This is a genomic window from Bacillus sp. MYb78, from assembly GCF_002975115.1.
Classification (GTDB): domain Bacteria; phylum Bacillota; class Bacilli; order Bacillales; family Bacillaceae_G; genus Bacillus_A; species Bacillus_A cereus.
This window is the reverse complement of the sequence record NZ_PCOB01000002.1, coordinates 191,803-206,786: the sequence shown is the minus strand read 5'-3', so window position 1 is coordinate 206,786 and position 14,984 is coordinate 191,803. Positions and strand designations below refer to the sequence as shown.

Below are 14,984 nucleotides of genomic sequence, written 5' to 3'. Positions count from 1 at the left end.
CGATATATTTTCATTTCATAACAGCCTGGCCCAACTTTTATGAGAAAAGGTCGTGATATTATGTGGAAACGACAAATGATCCACACGAAACGTGGTACATTTGAACTCTTTACAAAAGGAGATGGCGAATCGCTTTGTATTACACATCACTATTCACAATTTAATGAAACTGGTGATTACTTTGCGGATGTTTTTACTGCTACGCATCGTGTATTTCTCATTAATTTACGAGATACTGGTCGCTCTGTAACCGCCCATTCAGAAAACGAATTAAGCATGATTGAAACAATCCACGACTTAGAAGCAATACGAGAAGCATTACAACTTCCAACATGGCATTTCGCTGGTCATTCAACAGGTGGTATGCTTGGCCTTTTATATGCGATTACATATCCAAATTCCTTACAATCATTAGTCGTAGTAGGAGCTGCAGCAAGTAACTATACCGAAACACCATTTTGCATTTATCATCCCGAACATTCACAATTTCATTATATGCAAGAGCTCATCGAAAACTTAAAAAGCCCTCACCTTACAAGTGAAGAACGGAAAGAACTATCTACTAAGAGAACAAAATTATCATTGTATAAACCAGAAAACTACAACTCTTATTTTTGTAAACCAATCAAAAAAACAATGTCCGTTAGCCGGATGAATGCTTTCGTCAATGAATATCCTTCATTTGATTTAAGAGAGTATTTACCTTCCATCCAAACAAAGACACTTATTATATGCGGAAGATATGATGTACAGTGCCCAATTCAGTATTCTATCAAGATGCATGATGGGATACGTAATTCTATCTTCATTCCATTTGAAAACAGCAACCATTATCCTTTTTTAGAAGAGGCTACTCAGTTTACTTCTACTACTCAAACATTTTATAAATCATTGCAACAAGGAACTCTAAAATAGTATGTTAAGGTCGCAAGCTAATTTTCGAACAAAAAGCTCACAGCCTCTATAAGACTATGAGCTTTTTTCAAAAGAAATATTTCACACTAAAAACAACTAAAAAAATACAAGAAATAACAACTAAACCCACATCAAGTAATACCGACTTTTTATCTCTATCTTTTAAACTTACCTTAGAGCTAGAAATGCTTTTAATTACCCAAAAGATCGCAAAAAAGAACCAACCAAAATGATCATTCGTAGAATCTTCATCATAAAACATTTGTATTGCACCAATAATCAATAAGATAAGTACGATATTAGTTCCAATCTTTAAAGCCTTGTTTGATTTATTATCTTTTAATATATCCCCCAACATATAGCACGCCCCTCATGCTCTCCTCTGTTTTGTTTCTCTTTACATTTTAACATAAATTACCTATTCCTTCCTTTTCATTCGAATAACATACAAAAAAACCTGCCAATTACTCGGCAGGTTCCCTACACATTAAAACGATAACCAGCTCCCCATACTGTTTCAATATATTGTGGGTGGGCAGGATCTCTTTCAATTTTTTCACGTAGCTTTCTAATGTGGACGACAACAGTGGCTAAATCACCAGCGGAATCTAATCCCCAAATGCGTTCAAATAACTGTTCTTTATTTAATACTTGGTTTGGATGTGTGACAAAGAATGTTAATAAATCAAATTCCTTCGTTGTAAATGCCACTTCTTCATTGTTTATAAAAACTTTCCTCGCTCGTTGATCGATAGAAATTCCGTGAATATATAACGTATCACGTTGCTTACTTACATTTCCTGATAATCTTTCATAACGAGCAATATGAGCTTTTACTCTTGCGACTAATTCGCTTGGGCTAAACGGTTTCGTTATATAATCATCCGCTCCTAATCCGAGTCCGCGAATTTTATCTATATCTTCTTTTTTTGCTGAAACAAGTAGAATCGGAATATCTTTTACAGCACGTATTTGTTTACAAATTTCGAATCCGTTCATTTTCGGGAGCATAATATCTAAAATAATTAAATCATATTCTTCTTGCAGGGCTATTTGTAAACCTGTTTCTCCTGAATGCTCTACATCAACTTGGAAATCATTAATTTCTAAATAATCTCGCTGTAATTCTGCAATACTTACTTCATCTTCTATTAGTAAAATTCTTTTCAATTTACTCACCACATTCCTCTACTTTTTCCAATGAGAAGAAAATGCTTGTGCCTTTACCAAGCTCGCTTTCCGCCCAAATTCCCCCGCCATGTTCTTCAACAATTTGCTTCGCTATTGCTAAACCAAGTCCACTTCCACCTGTGCTAGAATTTCGCGATTGTTCTGCACGATAAAAACGTTCAAAGATATACGGTAGCGTATCAGATTCTATACCTGATCCATTGTCCATCACTTTCACAATAACTTTATTGTTATCACTCGATACTGTTACAGTAATTTTCTTCTCTTCTTTATCCATGTACTTCACACTATTATGAATTAAATTTGATATAACTCTATTTATCTTTTCGCAATCAGCCGTTACATATAATGGCGATGAATGTAATTGTAAGTTAACTTCTATACCTTCTTCACTTAAATCCATCTGCATCTCTTCTATTAATTCTTGCATAAACGTATTTAATTCAACTGTCTCAAATTGGAATGGAACTCGATTCAAATCGAGCTTCGAAAACAAAAAGAGTTCATCAATGAGTGTGTCCATATGTTTTGCCTTCGTGTGAATTGTCGTTAAATACTTATCCATTTTTTCTGGCGTATTTGCTACCCCGTCTTTTATTCCTTCTACATATCCGATAATAGATGTAATCGGTGTTTTTAAATCATGCGATATGTTTGAAATAAGTTCTTTTCGATTTTCTTCATACTGCGTTTGTACTTCAATCGATTCTTTTAACTTCTTCCTCATTTCCTCAAATCCTTGATTTAATTGACCTATTTCATCGTGCGATGTAACTGGCATTTGAAAATCTAAATTTCCTTCTTTAATTTTCTCTGTTGCGCCTTTCAATACAAAAATTGGTTTTATTACACTTCTTGAAACGAGATAACTTAATAACCCAATAAGTAAAATAGCTAATAGTAAAAGCGATACGAATAAGATTGGAAATAATTTTTGTGTAAGATCTACAAATGAACTTTGCTTTTTTAGTACAAATATACTCCCTTCTTCTTTCTCTGCAAAATAAAAATCAAATTTTACATATCGATAAAATGTATCACCTAGTTCCGTTGTACCACGACTATTAATATTTGCTGCTTCAAATTTCGGAAGGGCTTCTGTTAAAGTCGATCTTTCAAAACCCTTTGTAGCATAAGAAATGTTTTCTCCCTTTCTTACAATTATTTTCACGCCTTCTTTTTCAATTGATGAAACGAACGATTCATCTAATAATTGAGATTGATGTTGCTTTGCCGCTAATTTTAATTCAAGATAGGCATTCTCTTCTTCTGGTGTAAGCGGCTTTTGAATGTAAGAACTTTTATAGAAATTTTTCACTGCTTCCAAGTCACCTGTTATCGAAAAAACAATTAAAAATCCCGCGACTAATATGAGTGTAATAGAAACGAGAATTACAGCAATATAAGAAAATAAAAACCTTGTTTTAATAGACATCATTTACATCCTCACTTTACCCATCCTTCATATTCATAAGCATAAAAATATATGTTCAAATACTCAAGCGATTTTATAGTAATTTTAGCGTCAGTTTATAAAAATTTAATGTTCCTATTTTACAGTTGAAATTAGGAGGTTGAAATTCCATGTTCAAAAAAACATTCAGTATGATATGTTGCGTAATTTTTTTACAAGGATGCTCGCAAGAACAAGAAGTAAAAAAGGAGATGATAAACATGGAGACTGCACTACTAGCAGCTACTGAAAAAAATGAAACGAATACTATTATATCTTTACTAAAACAAGGCTCAAATATAAATGCGACGGATAATCAAGGGCGCACTCCGCTTATGATTGCAACATACAAAAATGATGTAAAAACCGCAAAAATGCTTATCGAAGCTGGTGCTGACGTAAACATCCAAGATGACATGAAAAACAATCCCTTTCTATACGCCGGTGCGGAAGGTTACTTAGACATTTTAAAGCTAACAATTGATGCTGGTGCAGATCCTACGATTACAAATCGTTACGGTGGAACAGCTCTTATCCCAGCCTCAGAACATGGCTATATTGAAGTTATAAAAGAACTCCTCACTCGAACAAATATTGATGTAAATCATGTAAATAACCTCGGATGGACAGCTTTAATGGAAGCCATCGTACTAAATAACGGAAACGAAACACAGCAACAAGTCATTCGCCTTCTTATTGAGCACGGTGCAGATGTAAATATTCCAGACCATGATGGTGTTACCCCGTTAGAGCATGCTCGCGCTCATCACTTTGAAGAGATAGAGAAGATTTTGTTAGAAGGACGTAAGTAAAAAGCTAATTTTTGCCTTCCTCCCCCACCCTATGCTACATTTAAGCCGTTACATTAATATTAATAGGGTGGGAATAAAAATGAACAAACCTAAAATTGGGATGATTGGACTTGGAAGTATTGCGCAAAAGGCCTATCTTCCAACACTTACAAAAGAAACAGATTGGAATTTTGTAGGGGCGTTTACACCTAACGAGGAGAAAAGAAAACAAGTTTGCCAGCAATACCGGATTCAAGACTTTCATTCTATTGAAATGTTAGCTTCGGAATGCGATGCAATCTTCGTGCATAGTTCAACTGCATCACATTATGAAATCGTTTCTGAACTTCTGAAAAAAGGGATCGACGTTTATGTTGATAAGCCGCTAGCAGCTACAGTGGAACAAGCTGAGCAACTAGTCGAGTTGAGCGAGAAGTATAACCGAAAATTAATGGTCGGATTTAATCGCAGATTCGTTCCTATGTATGTCGCTGCCAAAGAACAGGCTAATGATATTTCATGGATTCGAATTGAAAAGCATCGTACAAATAAAGTCGGGCCATATACGTACGACTTCACTATGTTAGATGATTATTTACACATTATAGATACTGCTCGCTGGTTAGCTAATGATGACCTTAACGCCGTCCACAATATGATGCAAATCAATGAAAAGAATGAACTTCTTTACGGACATCATACATATACAACTCCAAGTGGACTGTTACTTTCTACTGCAATGCATCGCCATGCCGGTACAAATTTAGAACAAATTGAACTTGTAACGCCAGGGAAAATCATTCGCGTAAAAAATATGAATACATTTGAAATTGAACAGGAAAACTCAGTTTCACAAAGTGGTTCCCCATCATGGGATACGACGTTAAAACAACGTGGTTTTGAAGATGCTGTTCATCATTTTATTGAGTGTGTACAAGGCGATACAAAGCCTGTTGTAGATGGATTAGAAGGATTAAAAACGCAGCAAATGCTACAATCTTTACTAGATGATGTAAACAAAAATTAAAACGGATACATTTTTCAGAATTTACTTTCATTCCCATTTCCTCTTTATTTCTCTCGTAAATTTCTATAGAATATGTTGATAGGAATTATAAATTTCATAATGAATCGTGGAAAGGATGGGATTAACACATGTGGAACGAGTTTAAAAAATTCGCATTCAAAGGTAATGTAATCGATTTAGCTGTCGGGGTTGTAATCGGTGCTGCATTCGGTAAAATCGTTAGTTCTTTAGTAAAAGATATCATCACACCATTACTTGGTATGGTATTAGGTGGCGTTGACTTTACAGATTTAAAAATTACATTCGGTAAATCATCTATTATGTATGGTAACTTCATCCAAACTATTTTTGATTTCTTAATTATTGCAGCTGCTATCTTTATGTTTGTTAAAGTTTTCAACAAACTAACATCTAAAAGAGAAGAAGAAAAAGAGGAAGAACTTCCAGAACCAACAAAAGAAGAAGAACTTCTTGGCGAAATTCGCGACTTACTAAAACAGCAAAACTCTTCTAAAGATAGAGCATAATTGAACGGATAAAAAGGCATGTCCCTCGGGACATGCCTTTTCTATATGCTATAACGTTTCCGAATTCATATGAATAAATAAAATAATACCAGCAACCATAAGTACCATAATGCTACCTGCAAATAGTGTAATACCAATAAACATTAAACTTGTGCTCATATCTACTGATACACTTTCAATAAAAATAGAAATTACATACGTGATAAGGGCAATTCCTGCAAGAATACTTCCTGGAACAAATCGCTTTAAGCCATTTTGTTTTAACGTCATATATGCAAAAATAGCAGTCATACAAAGCGTAATTATCCAAAGAACGATCATCTCTTCTCCCCCCTCACAAGCCTTTTCTTTCTATTATACATGACATTGCCCTATAATAGGTAAATTTGCACTTATGTGACATATAACAAGGAATCATAAAATTTATAGAGAAATCTTCTAAATAAGCTATAAACTAGGGAGAATTTCAATTGGAAGATGATATTGTAGGATATTTTAAACAAGTAGAGCGATTCGATTAAATTACAATTGACTTAGACAAAGATGAAACCATTATTACTGGCCATGTGAAACAATATAATCCTTCTAGATTAGAACAGTTAATACAAAGTTTTAAAACGCACTGCCCAAACATGCCTTGAACATAATTTACGAAGCGCTGAAGAACTTTTTGCATTTTGGAAAAGAAATTGACCACTGGGAAAATATGGATATTTTTCATATAAATTGATATAATTACCATATACAAATATTCTTTGTAAGGGAGTGTTCATAATGATTTGGATTTCACTAATCGTATTAGCTTATTTCATCATTCTCGTCCCAATACAGTACAACTACATTAAAATGCTCAAAGAAAAACAGAAAAAAATGAATGTCTCACAAAACGAACTATATGACAACATGTCTTATGAAGAATCCCAAGTGCATTACCATTATCAAAGTAACGTATTTACAATACCTGCTTCGCTTGTCGCAAGTATTATTTATAAAGTGAAACATGCAGCATAATGTGTACGCTGTAAAATTATTGTTTGAGTCTGTTCATGCTGGTGAGCCTGATCCTACGAAAATTGATGAGCATTATGAAGAGAATCACGATACACTTTTTGAAGAAAGTATTATTCTTGTTAAAGCAAACAGTTTAGAAGAAGCTCATGAACTAGGTGAAAATATAGCTATACAATCGGAGCACACATACGATAATATGTATGATGAGCAAATCACATGGACGTTCCGAAAAGTGTTACATGTGTTTGAATTAGACGATACGCCATTTGAAACTGGAAAAGAATTGTACGCAAGATTTTTACACGTTAAGAAAAATGAAACTGTAGATACAGTAATTGAAAAATATTATCCTGAATATGAATAAAAGCTCACAGCAATCGCTGTGAGCTTTTTTATACTTACTTCGTTGAATCTCTAAATTGGATACGGTGAGGTAAGATAACAGTGTGATCTTCTACTTTTTCTTTGTTCATATACTTTGTTAATAGACGCATTGCTACTGCACCGATATCATACATCGGTTGTACAACTGTTGAAAGTTGCGGACGAACCATTAATGCAAGGCGTGTATTATCGAAACCAAGTACTTCTACGTCAGTTGGTACGTTTAATCCAGCGTCTTGTGCTGCGTGGATTACACCTAGTGCCATTTCATCAGACGATACGAAGATTGCTGTTGGCTTTTCATCATTGCTCCAAAGCTTTTCGAATGCTTCGATACCTGAGTCATATGTGTAATCTCCATCGATTACAAGATTTTCATCATATGAAATACCTTCTTCTTCTAAAGCTTTTTTATAACCTTGTAACTTTTTCGCGCTTCCCGCTTTATCAATGAATGGACCAGAGACGAAACCGATACGCTTATGTCCTTGCTCAATAAAGTGCTTCATTGCATCGTAAGCTGCTTGTGTATAATCAATATTTACTGATGGCGTTTCATTTTGCTCATCGAATGACGCTGCTAATACAATTGGTACTGGAGATTTTTTAAATTCTTCAATGTGAATGTCTGTAATATCTTCACCCATGAAAACAATTCCGTCCACTTGCTTTCCAAGCATCGTATTTAATAAATGGAACTCTTTCTCTTTGTTTTGGTCAGAGTTACTTAAAATGATGTTATATTTGTACATTGTTGCGATATCTTCAATTCCACGTGCAAGTTCTGCATAAAACGTATTTGAGATATCAGGAATAATAACACCTACTGTAGTTGTCTTCTTACTTGCTAGTCCACGTGCTACCGCATTTGGGCGGTACCCTAAACGATCAATTGCTTCTAATACTTTCTTTCTTGTTGTAGGCTTTACATTTGGGTTACCGTTCACAACGCGTGATACGGTAGCCATTGAAACGTTCGCTTCGCGCGCTACATCATAGATTGTTACGTTCATCTCATCGCACACTCCTTCTATTTTTGTTATCTATTTTTATGTATCGGTTACTTGAATGAAAAAAAGACATCAACTCTATTTGCAGATGCCACCAATCGTCCCGAGTTCTTCCTTTTACTAATGATACGATAAAAACGCAGGCTCATACAATATTTTCCCGCAAAAGTTTCGAAAAAATTCGCTTCTTTTCTCGTATTTTCGTATTTTTTATGAAAAAAGAGCATTTTTTGTAAAAAAATAGATGTTTCCTAAGTAGAAATCTTATTTTAAGCAGTACGATAGTAAATGAAATTTATATCGACGATTTTTCGAATATATGAACCGTAACTCGAAATATATCAGCGATTTTCCAAATATATCTACCACAACTCTAATTATATCAGCGATTTTTTAAATATATCAACTTACCAACAAAAATCGACAATGACAGTCTCTATACAGATGCCCCAAAACGCCTTATTGGAACAGCTCATTAAAAGCTTTTATAATTTACTTCCAAATGATTTTAATTCATTCATAAAATCATTGAACTGCGGAATATTCATTTGCTGCGCCTCATCTGATAAAGCTACAGCGGGATTTGGATGTACTTCAGCCATAATTGCGTCTGCACCAATTGCCATCGCTGCTTTTGCAGTTGATAAGAGAAGGTCACGTCGCCCTGTAGAATGCGTTACATCGACAACAACAGGTAAATGTGTTCCTTTCTTTAAAATCGGTACAGCGGAAATATCAAGCGTCTTACGCGTCACTCTTTCATACGTGCGAATACCTCGTTCACATAAAATAATGTTCCCATTTCCCTTTGCCATAATATATTCTGCCGCATTAATGAATTCTTCAATCGTTGCTGATAGACCACGTTTTAATAATACTGGTTTATTTACAGCACCAGCTGCCCTTAGCAAATCAAAGTTTTGCATATTGTGAGTGCCAATTTGAATAACATCAACGTAATCTAATGACATCTCAATATCATTTGGATTTAAAATTTCACTAATAACAGCCAAATCATATTTATCTGCTACTTGGCGTAAAATTTGTAATCCTGCTAATCCAAGACCTTGAAAATCATACGGTGAAGTATGTGGCTTGAAAGCACCACCACGCATTAATTTCAACAATCGTATCTTCTATTTTTTCTTACAAGACACAAGTAGTGCTTTACGATGATCCTCTTCTTGTAACTCTAAACCAACTTGAAAAATTTGTTTGAAAATATGTTGTAAAGTCGAAGTTTCAAATGGACCATTATTATTCTCTACAATTAAATCCAGCATATTTCTTTCACGTACAGGATCAAAACGTTTCACACCTTATACTTCTTTTAAAGTACCAACTTCTTGTACGAGACGACCTCTTTCGTTTAATAACTCTAATATTTGTAAATTAAGTTGATCAATTTCAGAACATAAACGACCTAATTGTTGTGATGCCATAAAAAAGCCACATCTTTCAAATTCCTATATATTACTTTTTTAAGATAACTTATTATAGTTGATACATATACGATTGTCACACGATATACAGCAATGAATTATCATCAAAAAACATTGTATATTTTCATTTAAAATAAAAAAAAAAGACAGTTTACATACTGTCTTTTTTACAAGAAGGAAACAAACGGTTTATCACTGTTTTTCTCTTTTATAATAACGGCCTCAATTTTACTCTCGGACTTGATCTGTAATTGTACTTTCGCATCTTTAGGCAATTTGTCCAACATACCTTGCGCAGCCAATTGGGTAAGAGCCATTAATTCTGTTTTACCGTTATATTTAATAACAATATTCATATTTAATGTATCCATTTGATCTTTCTTATAAGAAACTTTTGCGTTGACTGGAATAAAATCTCCAGTAGAAAAACCTTTTATTTCCTTAGCAAAGTTAGTTATTTTTGTATTATCTTCTCCATGTGCTTGTGTAAATTCATCAGAAGGATATGAATACGACTTTTCATCAATTGTACTCCAATTTCCAAGGTTCGTATCATTCTTTTGAACAGTAGCACTAGCAATATACGTACCATTTTTTAAAGAACTTGTACTTTCTTGCTTAAAGATAGCAAACGTAATTGGAGATTTGTTATATTTATCATTTTTGTTAATAGCTTCAATAAGTTGTTTAGCAACTTCAGACCCTTTAGACATAGCTTCTTCATTCGATACACTTGAAGACATAGCTAAGCCAATCATAACACCAGATAAACTTAATTCATTTGAATTCTGTTTTCCGAAATAGTCTTGTTCTATAATATTCGTCAAAACTGGCGCTTCTACTTTCGCAACTAGTTCATCAACTAGTTTCTCTGGAATATACTGATTTAATTGCAGTACGTGGCTCTCTGTATCAAATTGCTGCGTTGCAATATTTATTAAACCATTTTCATACTCTGCTAAATCTAATTTAGAATTTGTTTTTATATTAGCTGTATTAATAACCTTTTGTTCTTTTAAAGGAATAACAGTTCTATAATAATCTTTAGAAACAGCAGTTCTCGGAATCATACTTTTTTCTTTTGTATCTTTTTGTATAACTTCATCCTTCTTACTAATCGTATTACTATTGTTACTACAAGCTCCCAGTAATAAACTTACGACTGCGAAGGATAATGCCATTTTCTTCATTACTTAAAACCTACTTTCAACAATCTAGTTATTTAGTTTGAACTATTAATAGTGTACCATTAAATATATTTCAACAAAAACAAAAAAAAGAAGCAAGCACCTTTAGCTTGCTTCTTTTTACTTTATATTCTCTTCTAAAGCATCTTTTTTAATATTCCAATGAGATGTATTCCATACTACCATACCATCTTTTATGTATAATACTTGCGGTGATTCATGTCTAATACTGTATTGTTCTGCAACACGATTTGACACATCTCTTGCATCTTGTACGTATAAGTAATACGCTGGCACTTCTCTTTCTTCACTGCAATACGCTTGAAATTCTGTGTATGCACCGTCACTAATCGGGCATGTCGTACTATGTTTAAAAAGAACATACGGCTCATTCTTTTCTACTAAGACTTCAAGCTCTTCAATTGTTTCAAGCTTTGTCATATTCATCACGATTCACCTCTCATACGAAATCTAGAGCGCTTCTCTTTCTTTTCAGCGTTTTTCTCAATTCTTTCTAATTTACGCTCTTCTTTTTCAACCTTCTTCTCTTGTCTCGACGCACGGTAATGATTGTATACTTCAATCGCCGCACTGCTCCACTGTACAACTTGCGCTACTTTATCAGCGTTATTTTCAATTTCGTCCGTTACAGAGTCTGATACATTACGAAGCTTCGTATTTAAAGATTGGATTGTCGTTCCAATCCCATCTACACCCGCTACCACTTTATTTAATGACTGTGACTTCTGTTGAATATCATCAGCTAACGCATTCGTTTTATGTAATAATTGCTCTGTCTCTACGCTAATTCCTTGCATTTGTTTTTCTAAACCTTCTAACGTGCTTGCAACGTTTTCTAACGTCTTCTGAACCGATAACAACGTTCTGCATACATACACTACTAATACTGCGAAAGCAACCGCGATAATAGCCGCACTTACATATAAAAGAACTTGCATTTCATCACTTCCTTTATCTTTTTCATACTTTCCCCTATTATACAATCATTTTCCGTTTCATTCTAATCCCTATCTCATCATTAGAATTTTCATACTTATTCGTTAACTGTAACATAAATCATTCAACAAATTCCACTAAGTAGGTTACAATAGGAGAGGATACATAATTAGTAGGGAGGCTTTACATATGAAAGATCCACGTATTGAAAAGTTAGCATACAATTTAATTAACTACTCTATCCGCTTACAAAAAGGTGAAAAAGTATTAATTGAAAACTTTGGCTTACAAAAAGAACTTGTAACTGCACTTGTAAAAGAAGCATATGCAGCTGGTGGTTTCCCATTCGTCTCTTTAAAAGATCATCAAGTAGATCGCTCTTTATTAATGGGTGCTACTGAAGAACATTTCGAACAAATCGCTGCATATGAAGCAAGCGTAATGAAAGACATGGACGCTTATATCGGTCTTCGCTCTGGCGATAATATTAATGAACAAGCTGACGTTCCAAGTGAGCGTATGAAAGTTCATGGCCAAACAGTTGGCAAAAAAGTTCATAGAGACATTCGCGTTCCAAAAACACGCTGGGTTGTTCTTCGCTATCCAAATGCTTCTATGGCACAGCTTGCTAAAATGAGTACAGAAGCTTTCGAAGACTTCTACTTTGAAGTATGTAACTTAGACTACGGTAAAATGGATAAGGCGATGGATAGCCTTGTTACATTAATGAATAAAACAGATAAAGTTCGTTTAACTGGTCCTGGAACTGACTTAACATTCTCTATTAAAGACATTCCAGCAATTAAATGCTCAGGTCATTTAAACATTCCAGATGGTGAAGTATACTCTGCACCAGTTCGTGACTCTGTTAACGGTACAGTTTCTTACAACACACCATCTCCTTACAACGGTTATACATTTGAAAATGTACAACTTAAGTTCGAGAACGGCCAAATCGTTGAAGCAACTGCAAACGATTCAGAACGCATTAACAAAATCTTCGATACAGACGAAGGCGCACGCTACGTTGGTGAATTCGCAATTGGCGTAAACCCATACATCTTACATCCAATGGGAGACATCCTATTCGATGAAAAAATCGATGGCAGCTTCCACTTCACTCCTGGACAAGCTTACGACGATGCATGGAATGGTAACAACTCAAACATCCATTGGGACTTAGTATGCATCCAACGCCCTGAATACGGCGGCGGTGAAATTTACTTCGACGACGTACTAATCCGTAAAGACGGACGCTTCGTTGTACCTGAACTAGAAGCTTTAAACCCAGAGAACTTAAAATAATAAAAAACGCTCGGAATTATATCCGAGCGTTTTTTATTATCCTCACCCTATATCGATCTACTGTTCTTACTTTTTGTTTGCTGAAAATGAAAATAATATAAAAGCGCCACTGCGATAGTACCTATTAATATTGGTTCATATAAGGGCAGATCCCATTTCATATATACTCTAGTGCAAATAGCAAACACAAGCAAAATTTCCAAACAAAACAAAGGTTTTACATATTTCATTTCTTACCTACCATTTCTATTTTCACATGTGGATTTTCTTTCTCGATAAGCGCCAAAAATTCATTCATATTTTGCGGCATCGCAATTATATGTACTTTATATGCATTCGTCGTAATTTCAAGCGATTTCCCAACTTGACGAATTATTCTTATCTCTTTCAATACAATATCGTCATTTAAAACACCGTACTTTAATACGCCATTTTCTACTTTATGTTTTTTAATAAATACTTCCCAAACAAGTGGTACATTTACAATGAAGCATAAACCCATCCCAATCAACGCCGATATCCAATGCGCTTTATTAGTGAAAAGCATGACAATTGGATATATACACATAAAAGCTAACGTAAGACAAACAAAAATGACTACTGACTTACTTCTTTGAATTGGAAAGTTCATACCTACACCCCCTAATCCAAATTATACCACTATTTCCATTTTAGTTCATAGAAAAAGGCCATTTCTAAATGACCTTTTACACAATGTACCTATAAAATTTCTTATCTACCTGTAACACTGGAAAATTTTTCGGCAACTGATCTATACTCACACTTTGAAAACCATTCTTTTCATAAAAACGATGTGCCGCTAAAAATTTTACTGTTGTTCCTAAGTAAATATCTTTCAATTTTTTATCCTCAGCCCATGAAATTGCTGTTTGAAGCAACATATGTGATGCGCCCCATTCTTTTCCACGAAACTCTTTTTGTACGAACATTTTTCTTAGCGCTACTTGATGATTCTCAATATCTAATAAAGCTACTGTTCCAACTACTTTACCATCATAAATTGCTACCCAAAAGTTTCCGTGATCCTTTTGATAGAATGTTTCTATTTCAAGTAAATCAGGTTGCTCTTCTTTCGTAATGGGAACATTATACTCTTTTTGCTGAATATGAACGATAAGATCTACTACTTCCTCTTGAAACGTACTTTCATACGGAACAATACGAATTTTCTCGTTCATCGAATTTCTTTCCACTCTGAAGCTAATAAACTATATACAGCGACATCATGGAAATGATCATATAACCATTCTTCATCTCGTAAAATACCATCTAACTTAAACCCTAAACGCTCTGGAATAGCGCGACTTTTCACATTTTCAACACCGCATCGGATTTCCATTTTATTTAATTTTAAATACTCAAATGCATATTGAAGCACAGCCTTCACGCTACGCGTCATAACGCCTTTTCCTCCAGTATCTTCTGCAAGGTAATACCCAAGACTCGCGGCTTTCTTCCCCCAGCTCACTGGATGAATACCTACCATCCCAACGAGCTTTCCTTTGTAACGTATACCACTTTCAAAACCGTCTCCCTCTGCAAATTTCTTTAACCACATCGGAAAAATCTCATCATAAGCATCAGCAGATTTTGTCCCATCTACCCAAGGGAGCCATTTTCGTAAATGATTACGGTTTTGATCTAATAATTGATATAATTCCTCTTTATGATGTTTTTCTAGTAATTGTAGTTCGATTTCGTCATCTACTCGGAGTGTGAACATGCTTTTTAGTCCCCTTTTTAGTTTTCTTATTATTCTAACA

Annotated in this window: 19 protein-coding genes and 1 pseudogene; 7 read left to right on the top strand and 13 right to left on the bottom strand. The window is 34.5% G+C overall.

Features of this window, described 5'->3' with window-relative positions:
* Positions 1-39: 39 nt before the first annotated feature.
* Positions 40-915: an alpha/beta fold hydrolase gene (locus tag CQ064_RS04995; RefSeq protein WP_003271811.1), complete on the top strand. Its 876-nt coding sequence runs from the start codon at positions 40-42 to the stop codon at positions 913-915.
* Between the two features lie 67 nt (positions 916-982).
* Here CQ064_RS04995 and CQ064_RS04990 read toward each other — a convergent pair whose 3' ends face one another.
* The 3 genes from CQ064_RS04990 to CQ064_RS04980 all read right to left on the bottom strand — a co-directional run bounded on the left by CQ064_RS04990 (position 983) and on the right by CQ064_RS04980 (position 3,541).
* Positions 983-1,273 carry a hypothetical protein gene (locus CQ064_RS04990; RefSeq protein WP_000900160.1) on the bottom strand — a complete coding sequence of 97 codons (291 nt, stop codon included), beginning with the start codon at positions 1,271-1,273 and terminating at the stop codon, positions 983-985.
* A 122-nt stretch (positions 1,274-1,395) separates the two neighbouring features.
* A complete protein-coding gene (locus CQ064_RS04985) occupies positions 1,396-2,085 on the bottom strand; it encodes a response regulator transcription factor (RefSeq protein ID WP_003271808.1) in 690 nt (229 codons plus the stop codon).
* Position 2,086: 1 nt separating this feature from the next.
* Complete coding sequence (locus CQ064_RS04980) at positions 2,087-3,541, bottom strand: HAMP domain-containing sensor histidine kinase (RefSeq protein ID WP_000023856.1); 1,455 nt, start codon at positions 3,539-3,541, stop codon at positions 2,087-2,089.
* A 149-nt stretch (positions 3,542-3,690) separates the two neighbouring features.
* On the opposite strand from CQ064_RS04980, the gene CQ064_RS04975 reads away from it, so the two are divergent.
* The 3 genes from CQ064_RS04975 (at position 3,691) to mscL (ending at position 5,904) form a co-directional block, all read left to right on the top strand.
* On the top strand, positions 3,691-4,371 hold the full coding sequence (locus tag CQ064_RS04975) for an ankyrin repeat domain-containing protein (protein WP_000474107.1): 681 nt from the start codon (positions 3,691-3,693) through the stop codon (positions 4,369-4,371).
* A 79-nt stretch (positions 4,372-4,450) separates the two neighbouring features.
* Complete coding sequence (locus CQ064_RS04970; RefSeq protein ID WP_001039711.1) at positions 4,451-5,377, top strand: Gfo/Idh/MocA family protein; 927 nt, start codon at positions 4,451-4,453, stop codon at positions 5,375-5,377.
* Between the two features lie 128 nt (positions 5,378-5,505).
* The gene (gene mscL / locus CQ064_RS04965; RefSeq protein WP_000267003.1) at positions 5,506-5,904 is read left to right on the top strand and encodes a large-conductance mechanosensitive channel protein MscL; all 399 of its coding nucleotides are present in this window, start codon (positions 5,506-5,508) and stop codon (positions 5,902-5,904) included.
* A gap of 48 nt (positions 5,905-5,952) precedes the next feature.
* Here the strand turns inward: mscL and CQ064_RS04960 are convergent, their stop codons facing one another.
* On the bottom strand, positions 5,953-6,225 hold the full coding sequence (locus CQ064_RS04960; RefSeq protein WP_000636589.1) for a DUF3917 domain-containing protein: 273 nt from the start codon (positions 6,223-6,225) through the stop codon (positions 5,953-5,955).
* Positions 6,226-6,678: 453 nt separating this feature from the next.
* On the opposite strand from CQ064_RS04960, the gene CQ064_RS04955 reads away from it, so the two are divergent.
* Both CQ064_RS04955 and CQ064_RS04950 read left to right on the top strand, forming a co-directional pair.
* Complete coding sequence (locus CQ064_RS04955; protein ID WP_000637899.1) at positions 6,679-6,915, top strand: DUF3949 domain-containing protein; 237 nt, start codon at positions 6,679-6,681, stop codon at positions 6,913-6,915.
* A gap of 1 nt (position 6,916) precedes the next feature.
* Positions 6,917-7,279, top strand: a complete 363-nt coding sequence (locus CQ064_RS04950) for a DUF4288 domain-containing protein (protein WP_003271799.1) — start codon at positions 6,917-6,919, stop codon at positions 7,277-7,279.
* Between the two features lie 34 nt (positions 7,280-7,313).
* On the opposite strand, the gene ccpA is transcribed toward CQ064_RS04950, so the two are convergent.
* From ccpA to CQ064_RS04910, 5 genes and pseudogenes are all read right to left on the bottom strand, one after another.
* The gene (ccpA, locus tag CQ064_RS04945; protein ID WP_001103303.1) at positions 7,314-8,312 is read right to left on the bottom strand and encodes a catabolite control protein A; all 999 of its coding nucleotides are present in this window, start codon (positions 8,310-8,312) and stop codon (positions 7,314-7,316) included.
* A 482-nt stretch (positions 8,313-8,794) separates the two neighbouring features.
* Positions 8,795-9,751, bottom strand: a pseudogene (locus tag CQ064_RS04935) (bifunctional 3-deoxy-7-phosphoheptulonate synthase/chorismate mutase).
* Positions 9,752-9,918: 167 nt separating this feature from the next.
* Positions 9,919-10,941: a CamS family sex pheromone protein gene (locus tag CQ064_RS04920; RefSeq protein WP_000738029.1), complete on the bottom strand. Its 1,023-nt coding sequence runs from the start codon at positions 10,939-10,941 to the stop codon at positions 9,919-9,921.
* Between the two features lie 117 nt (positions 10,942-11,058).
* Complete coding sequence (gene ytxJ, locus CQ064_RS04915) at positions 11,059-11,385, bottom strand: bacillithiol system redox-active protein YtxJ (protein ID WP_001057463.1); 327 nt, start codon at positions 11,383-11,385, stop codon at positions 11,059-11,061.
* Positions 11,385-11,897, bottom strand: a complete 513-nt coding sequence (locus tag CQ064_RS04910; protein WP_001197721.1) for a DUF948 domain-containing protein — start codon at positions 11,895-11,897, stop codon at positions 11,385-11,387. The genes ytxJ and CQ064_RS04910 overlap by 1 nt, the downstream gene beginning before the upstream one ends.
* A gap of 187 nt (positions 11,898-12,084) precedes the next feature.
* On the opposite strand from CQ064_RS04910, the gene CQ064_RS04905 reads away from it, so the two are divergent.
* A complete protein-coding gene (locus CQ064_RS04905; protein ID WP_000654729.1) occupies positions 12,085-13,200 on the top strand; it encodes an aminopeptidase in 1,116 nt (371 codons plus the stop codon).
* 47 nt (positions 13,201-13,247) lie between these two features.
* Here CQ064_RS04905 and CQ064_RS33995 read toward each other — a convergent pair whose 3' ends face one another.
* The 4 genes from CQ064_RS33995 to CQ064_RS04885 form a co-directional block, all read right to left on the bottom strand.
* The gene (locus tag CQ064_RS33995; RefSeq protein WP_023523191.1) at positions 13,248-13,430 is read right to left on the bottom strand and encodes a hypothetical protein; all 183 of its coding nucleotides are present in this window, start codon (positions 13,428-13,430) and stop codon (positions 13,248-13,250) included.
* Positions 13,427-13,831 (bottom strand): PH domain-containing protein, encoded by a 405-nt coding sequence (locus CQ064_RS04895; protein WP_001010620.1) that lies wholly within the window; start codon positions 13,829-13,831, stop codon positions 13,427-13,429. Before CQ064_RS04895 ends, CQ064_RS33995 begins: the two co-directional genes overlap by 4 nt.
* Positions 13,832-13,907: 76 nt before the next feature.
* Positions 13,908-14,399: a GNAT family N-acetyltransferase gene (locus tag CQ064_RS04890; protein ID WP_001003161.1), complete on the bottom strand. Its 492-nt coding sequence runs from the start codon at positions 14,397-14,399 to the stop codon at positions 13,908-13,910.
* Entirely contained in the window at positions 14,396-14,944 is a 549-nt protein-coding gene (locus CQ064_RS04885) for a GNAT family N-acetyltransferase (RefSeq protein WP_000494680.1), read from the bottom strand. Before CQ064_RS04885 ends, CQ064_RS04890 begins: the two co-directional genes overlap by 4 nt.
* Between the last annotated feature and the right edge of the window lie 40 nt (positions 14,945-14,984).

Excerpts from the sequence above, each read along its gene's own strand:
- CQ064_RS04905 (WP_000654729.1), top strand. The coding sequence starts at position 12,085 with ATGAAAGATCCACGTATTGAAAAGTTAGCATACAATTTAATTAACTAC.
- CQ064_RS04995 (WP_003271811.1), top strand. The coding sequence starts at position 40 with ATGAGAAAAGGTCGTGATATTATGTGGAAACGACAAATGATCCACACG.
- CQ064_RS04895 (WP_001010620.1), bottom strand. The coding sequence starts at position 13,831 with ATGAACTTTCCAATTCAAAGAAGTAAGTCAGTAGTCATTTTTGTTTGT.
- CQ064_RS04890 (WP_001003161.1), bottom strand. The coding sequence starts at position 14,399 with ATGAACGAGAAAATTCGTATTGTTCCGTATGAAAGTACGTTTCAAGAG.
- CQ064_RS04955 (WP_000637899.1), top strand. The coding sequence starts at position 6,679 with ATGATTTGGATTTCACTAATCGTATTAGCTTATTTCATCATTCTCGTC.
- CQ064_RS33995 (WP_023523191.1), bottom strand. The coding sequence starts at position 13,430 with ATGAAATATGTAAAACCTTTGTTTTGTTTGGAAATTTTGCTTGTGTTT.
- ytxJ (WP_001057463.1), bottom strand. The coding sequence starts at position 11,385 with ATGAATATGACAAAGCTTGAAACAATTGAAGAGCTTGAAGTCTTAGTA.
- CQ064_RS04975 (WP_000474107.1), top strand. The coding sequence starts at position 3,691 with ATGTTCAAAAAAACATTCAGTATGATATGTTGCGTAATTTTTTTACAA.
- CQ064_RS04910 (WP_001197721.1), bottom strand. The coding sequence starts at position 11,897 with ATGCAAGTTCTTTTATATGTAAGTGCGGCTATTATCGCGGTTGCTTTC.
- ccpA (WP_001103303.1), bottom strand. The coding sequence starts at position 8,312 with ATGAACGTAACAATCTATGATGTAGCGCGCGAAGCGAACGTTTCAATG.
- CQ064_RS04990 (WP_000900160.1), bottom strand. The coding sequence starts at position 1,273 with ATGTTGGGGGATATATTAAAAGATAATAAATCAAACAAGGCTTTAAAG.
- CQ064_RS04960 (WP_000636589.1), bottom strand. The coding sequence starts at position 6,225 with ATGATCGTTCTTTGGATAATTACGCTTTGTATGACTGCTATTTTTGCA.
- CQ064_RS04885 (WP_000494680.1), bottom strand. The coding sequence starts at position 14,944 with ATGTTCACACTCCGAGTAGATGACGAAATCGAACTACAATTACTAGAA.
- CQ064_RS04920 (WP_000738029.1), bottom strand. The coding sequence starts at position 10,941 with ATGAAGAAAATGGCATTATCCTTCGCAGTCGTAAGTTTATTACTGGGA.
- CQ064_RS04980 (WP_000023856.1), bottom strand. The coding sequence starts at position 3,541 with ATGTCTATTAAAACAAGGTTTTTATTTTCTTATATTGCTGTAATTCTC.
- CQ064_RS04970 (WP_001039711.1), top strand. The coding sequence starts at position 4,451 with ATGAACAAACCTAAAATTGGGATGATTGGACTTGGAAGTATTGCGCAA.
- mscL (WP_000267003.1), top strand. The coding sequence starts at position 5,506 with ATGTGGAACGAGTTTAAAAAATTCGCATTCAAAGGTAATGTAATCGAT.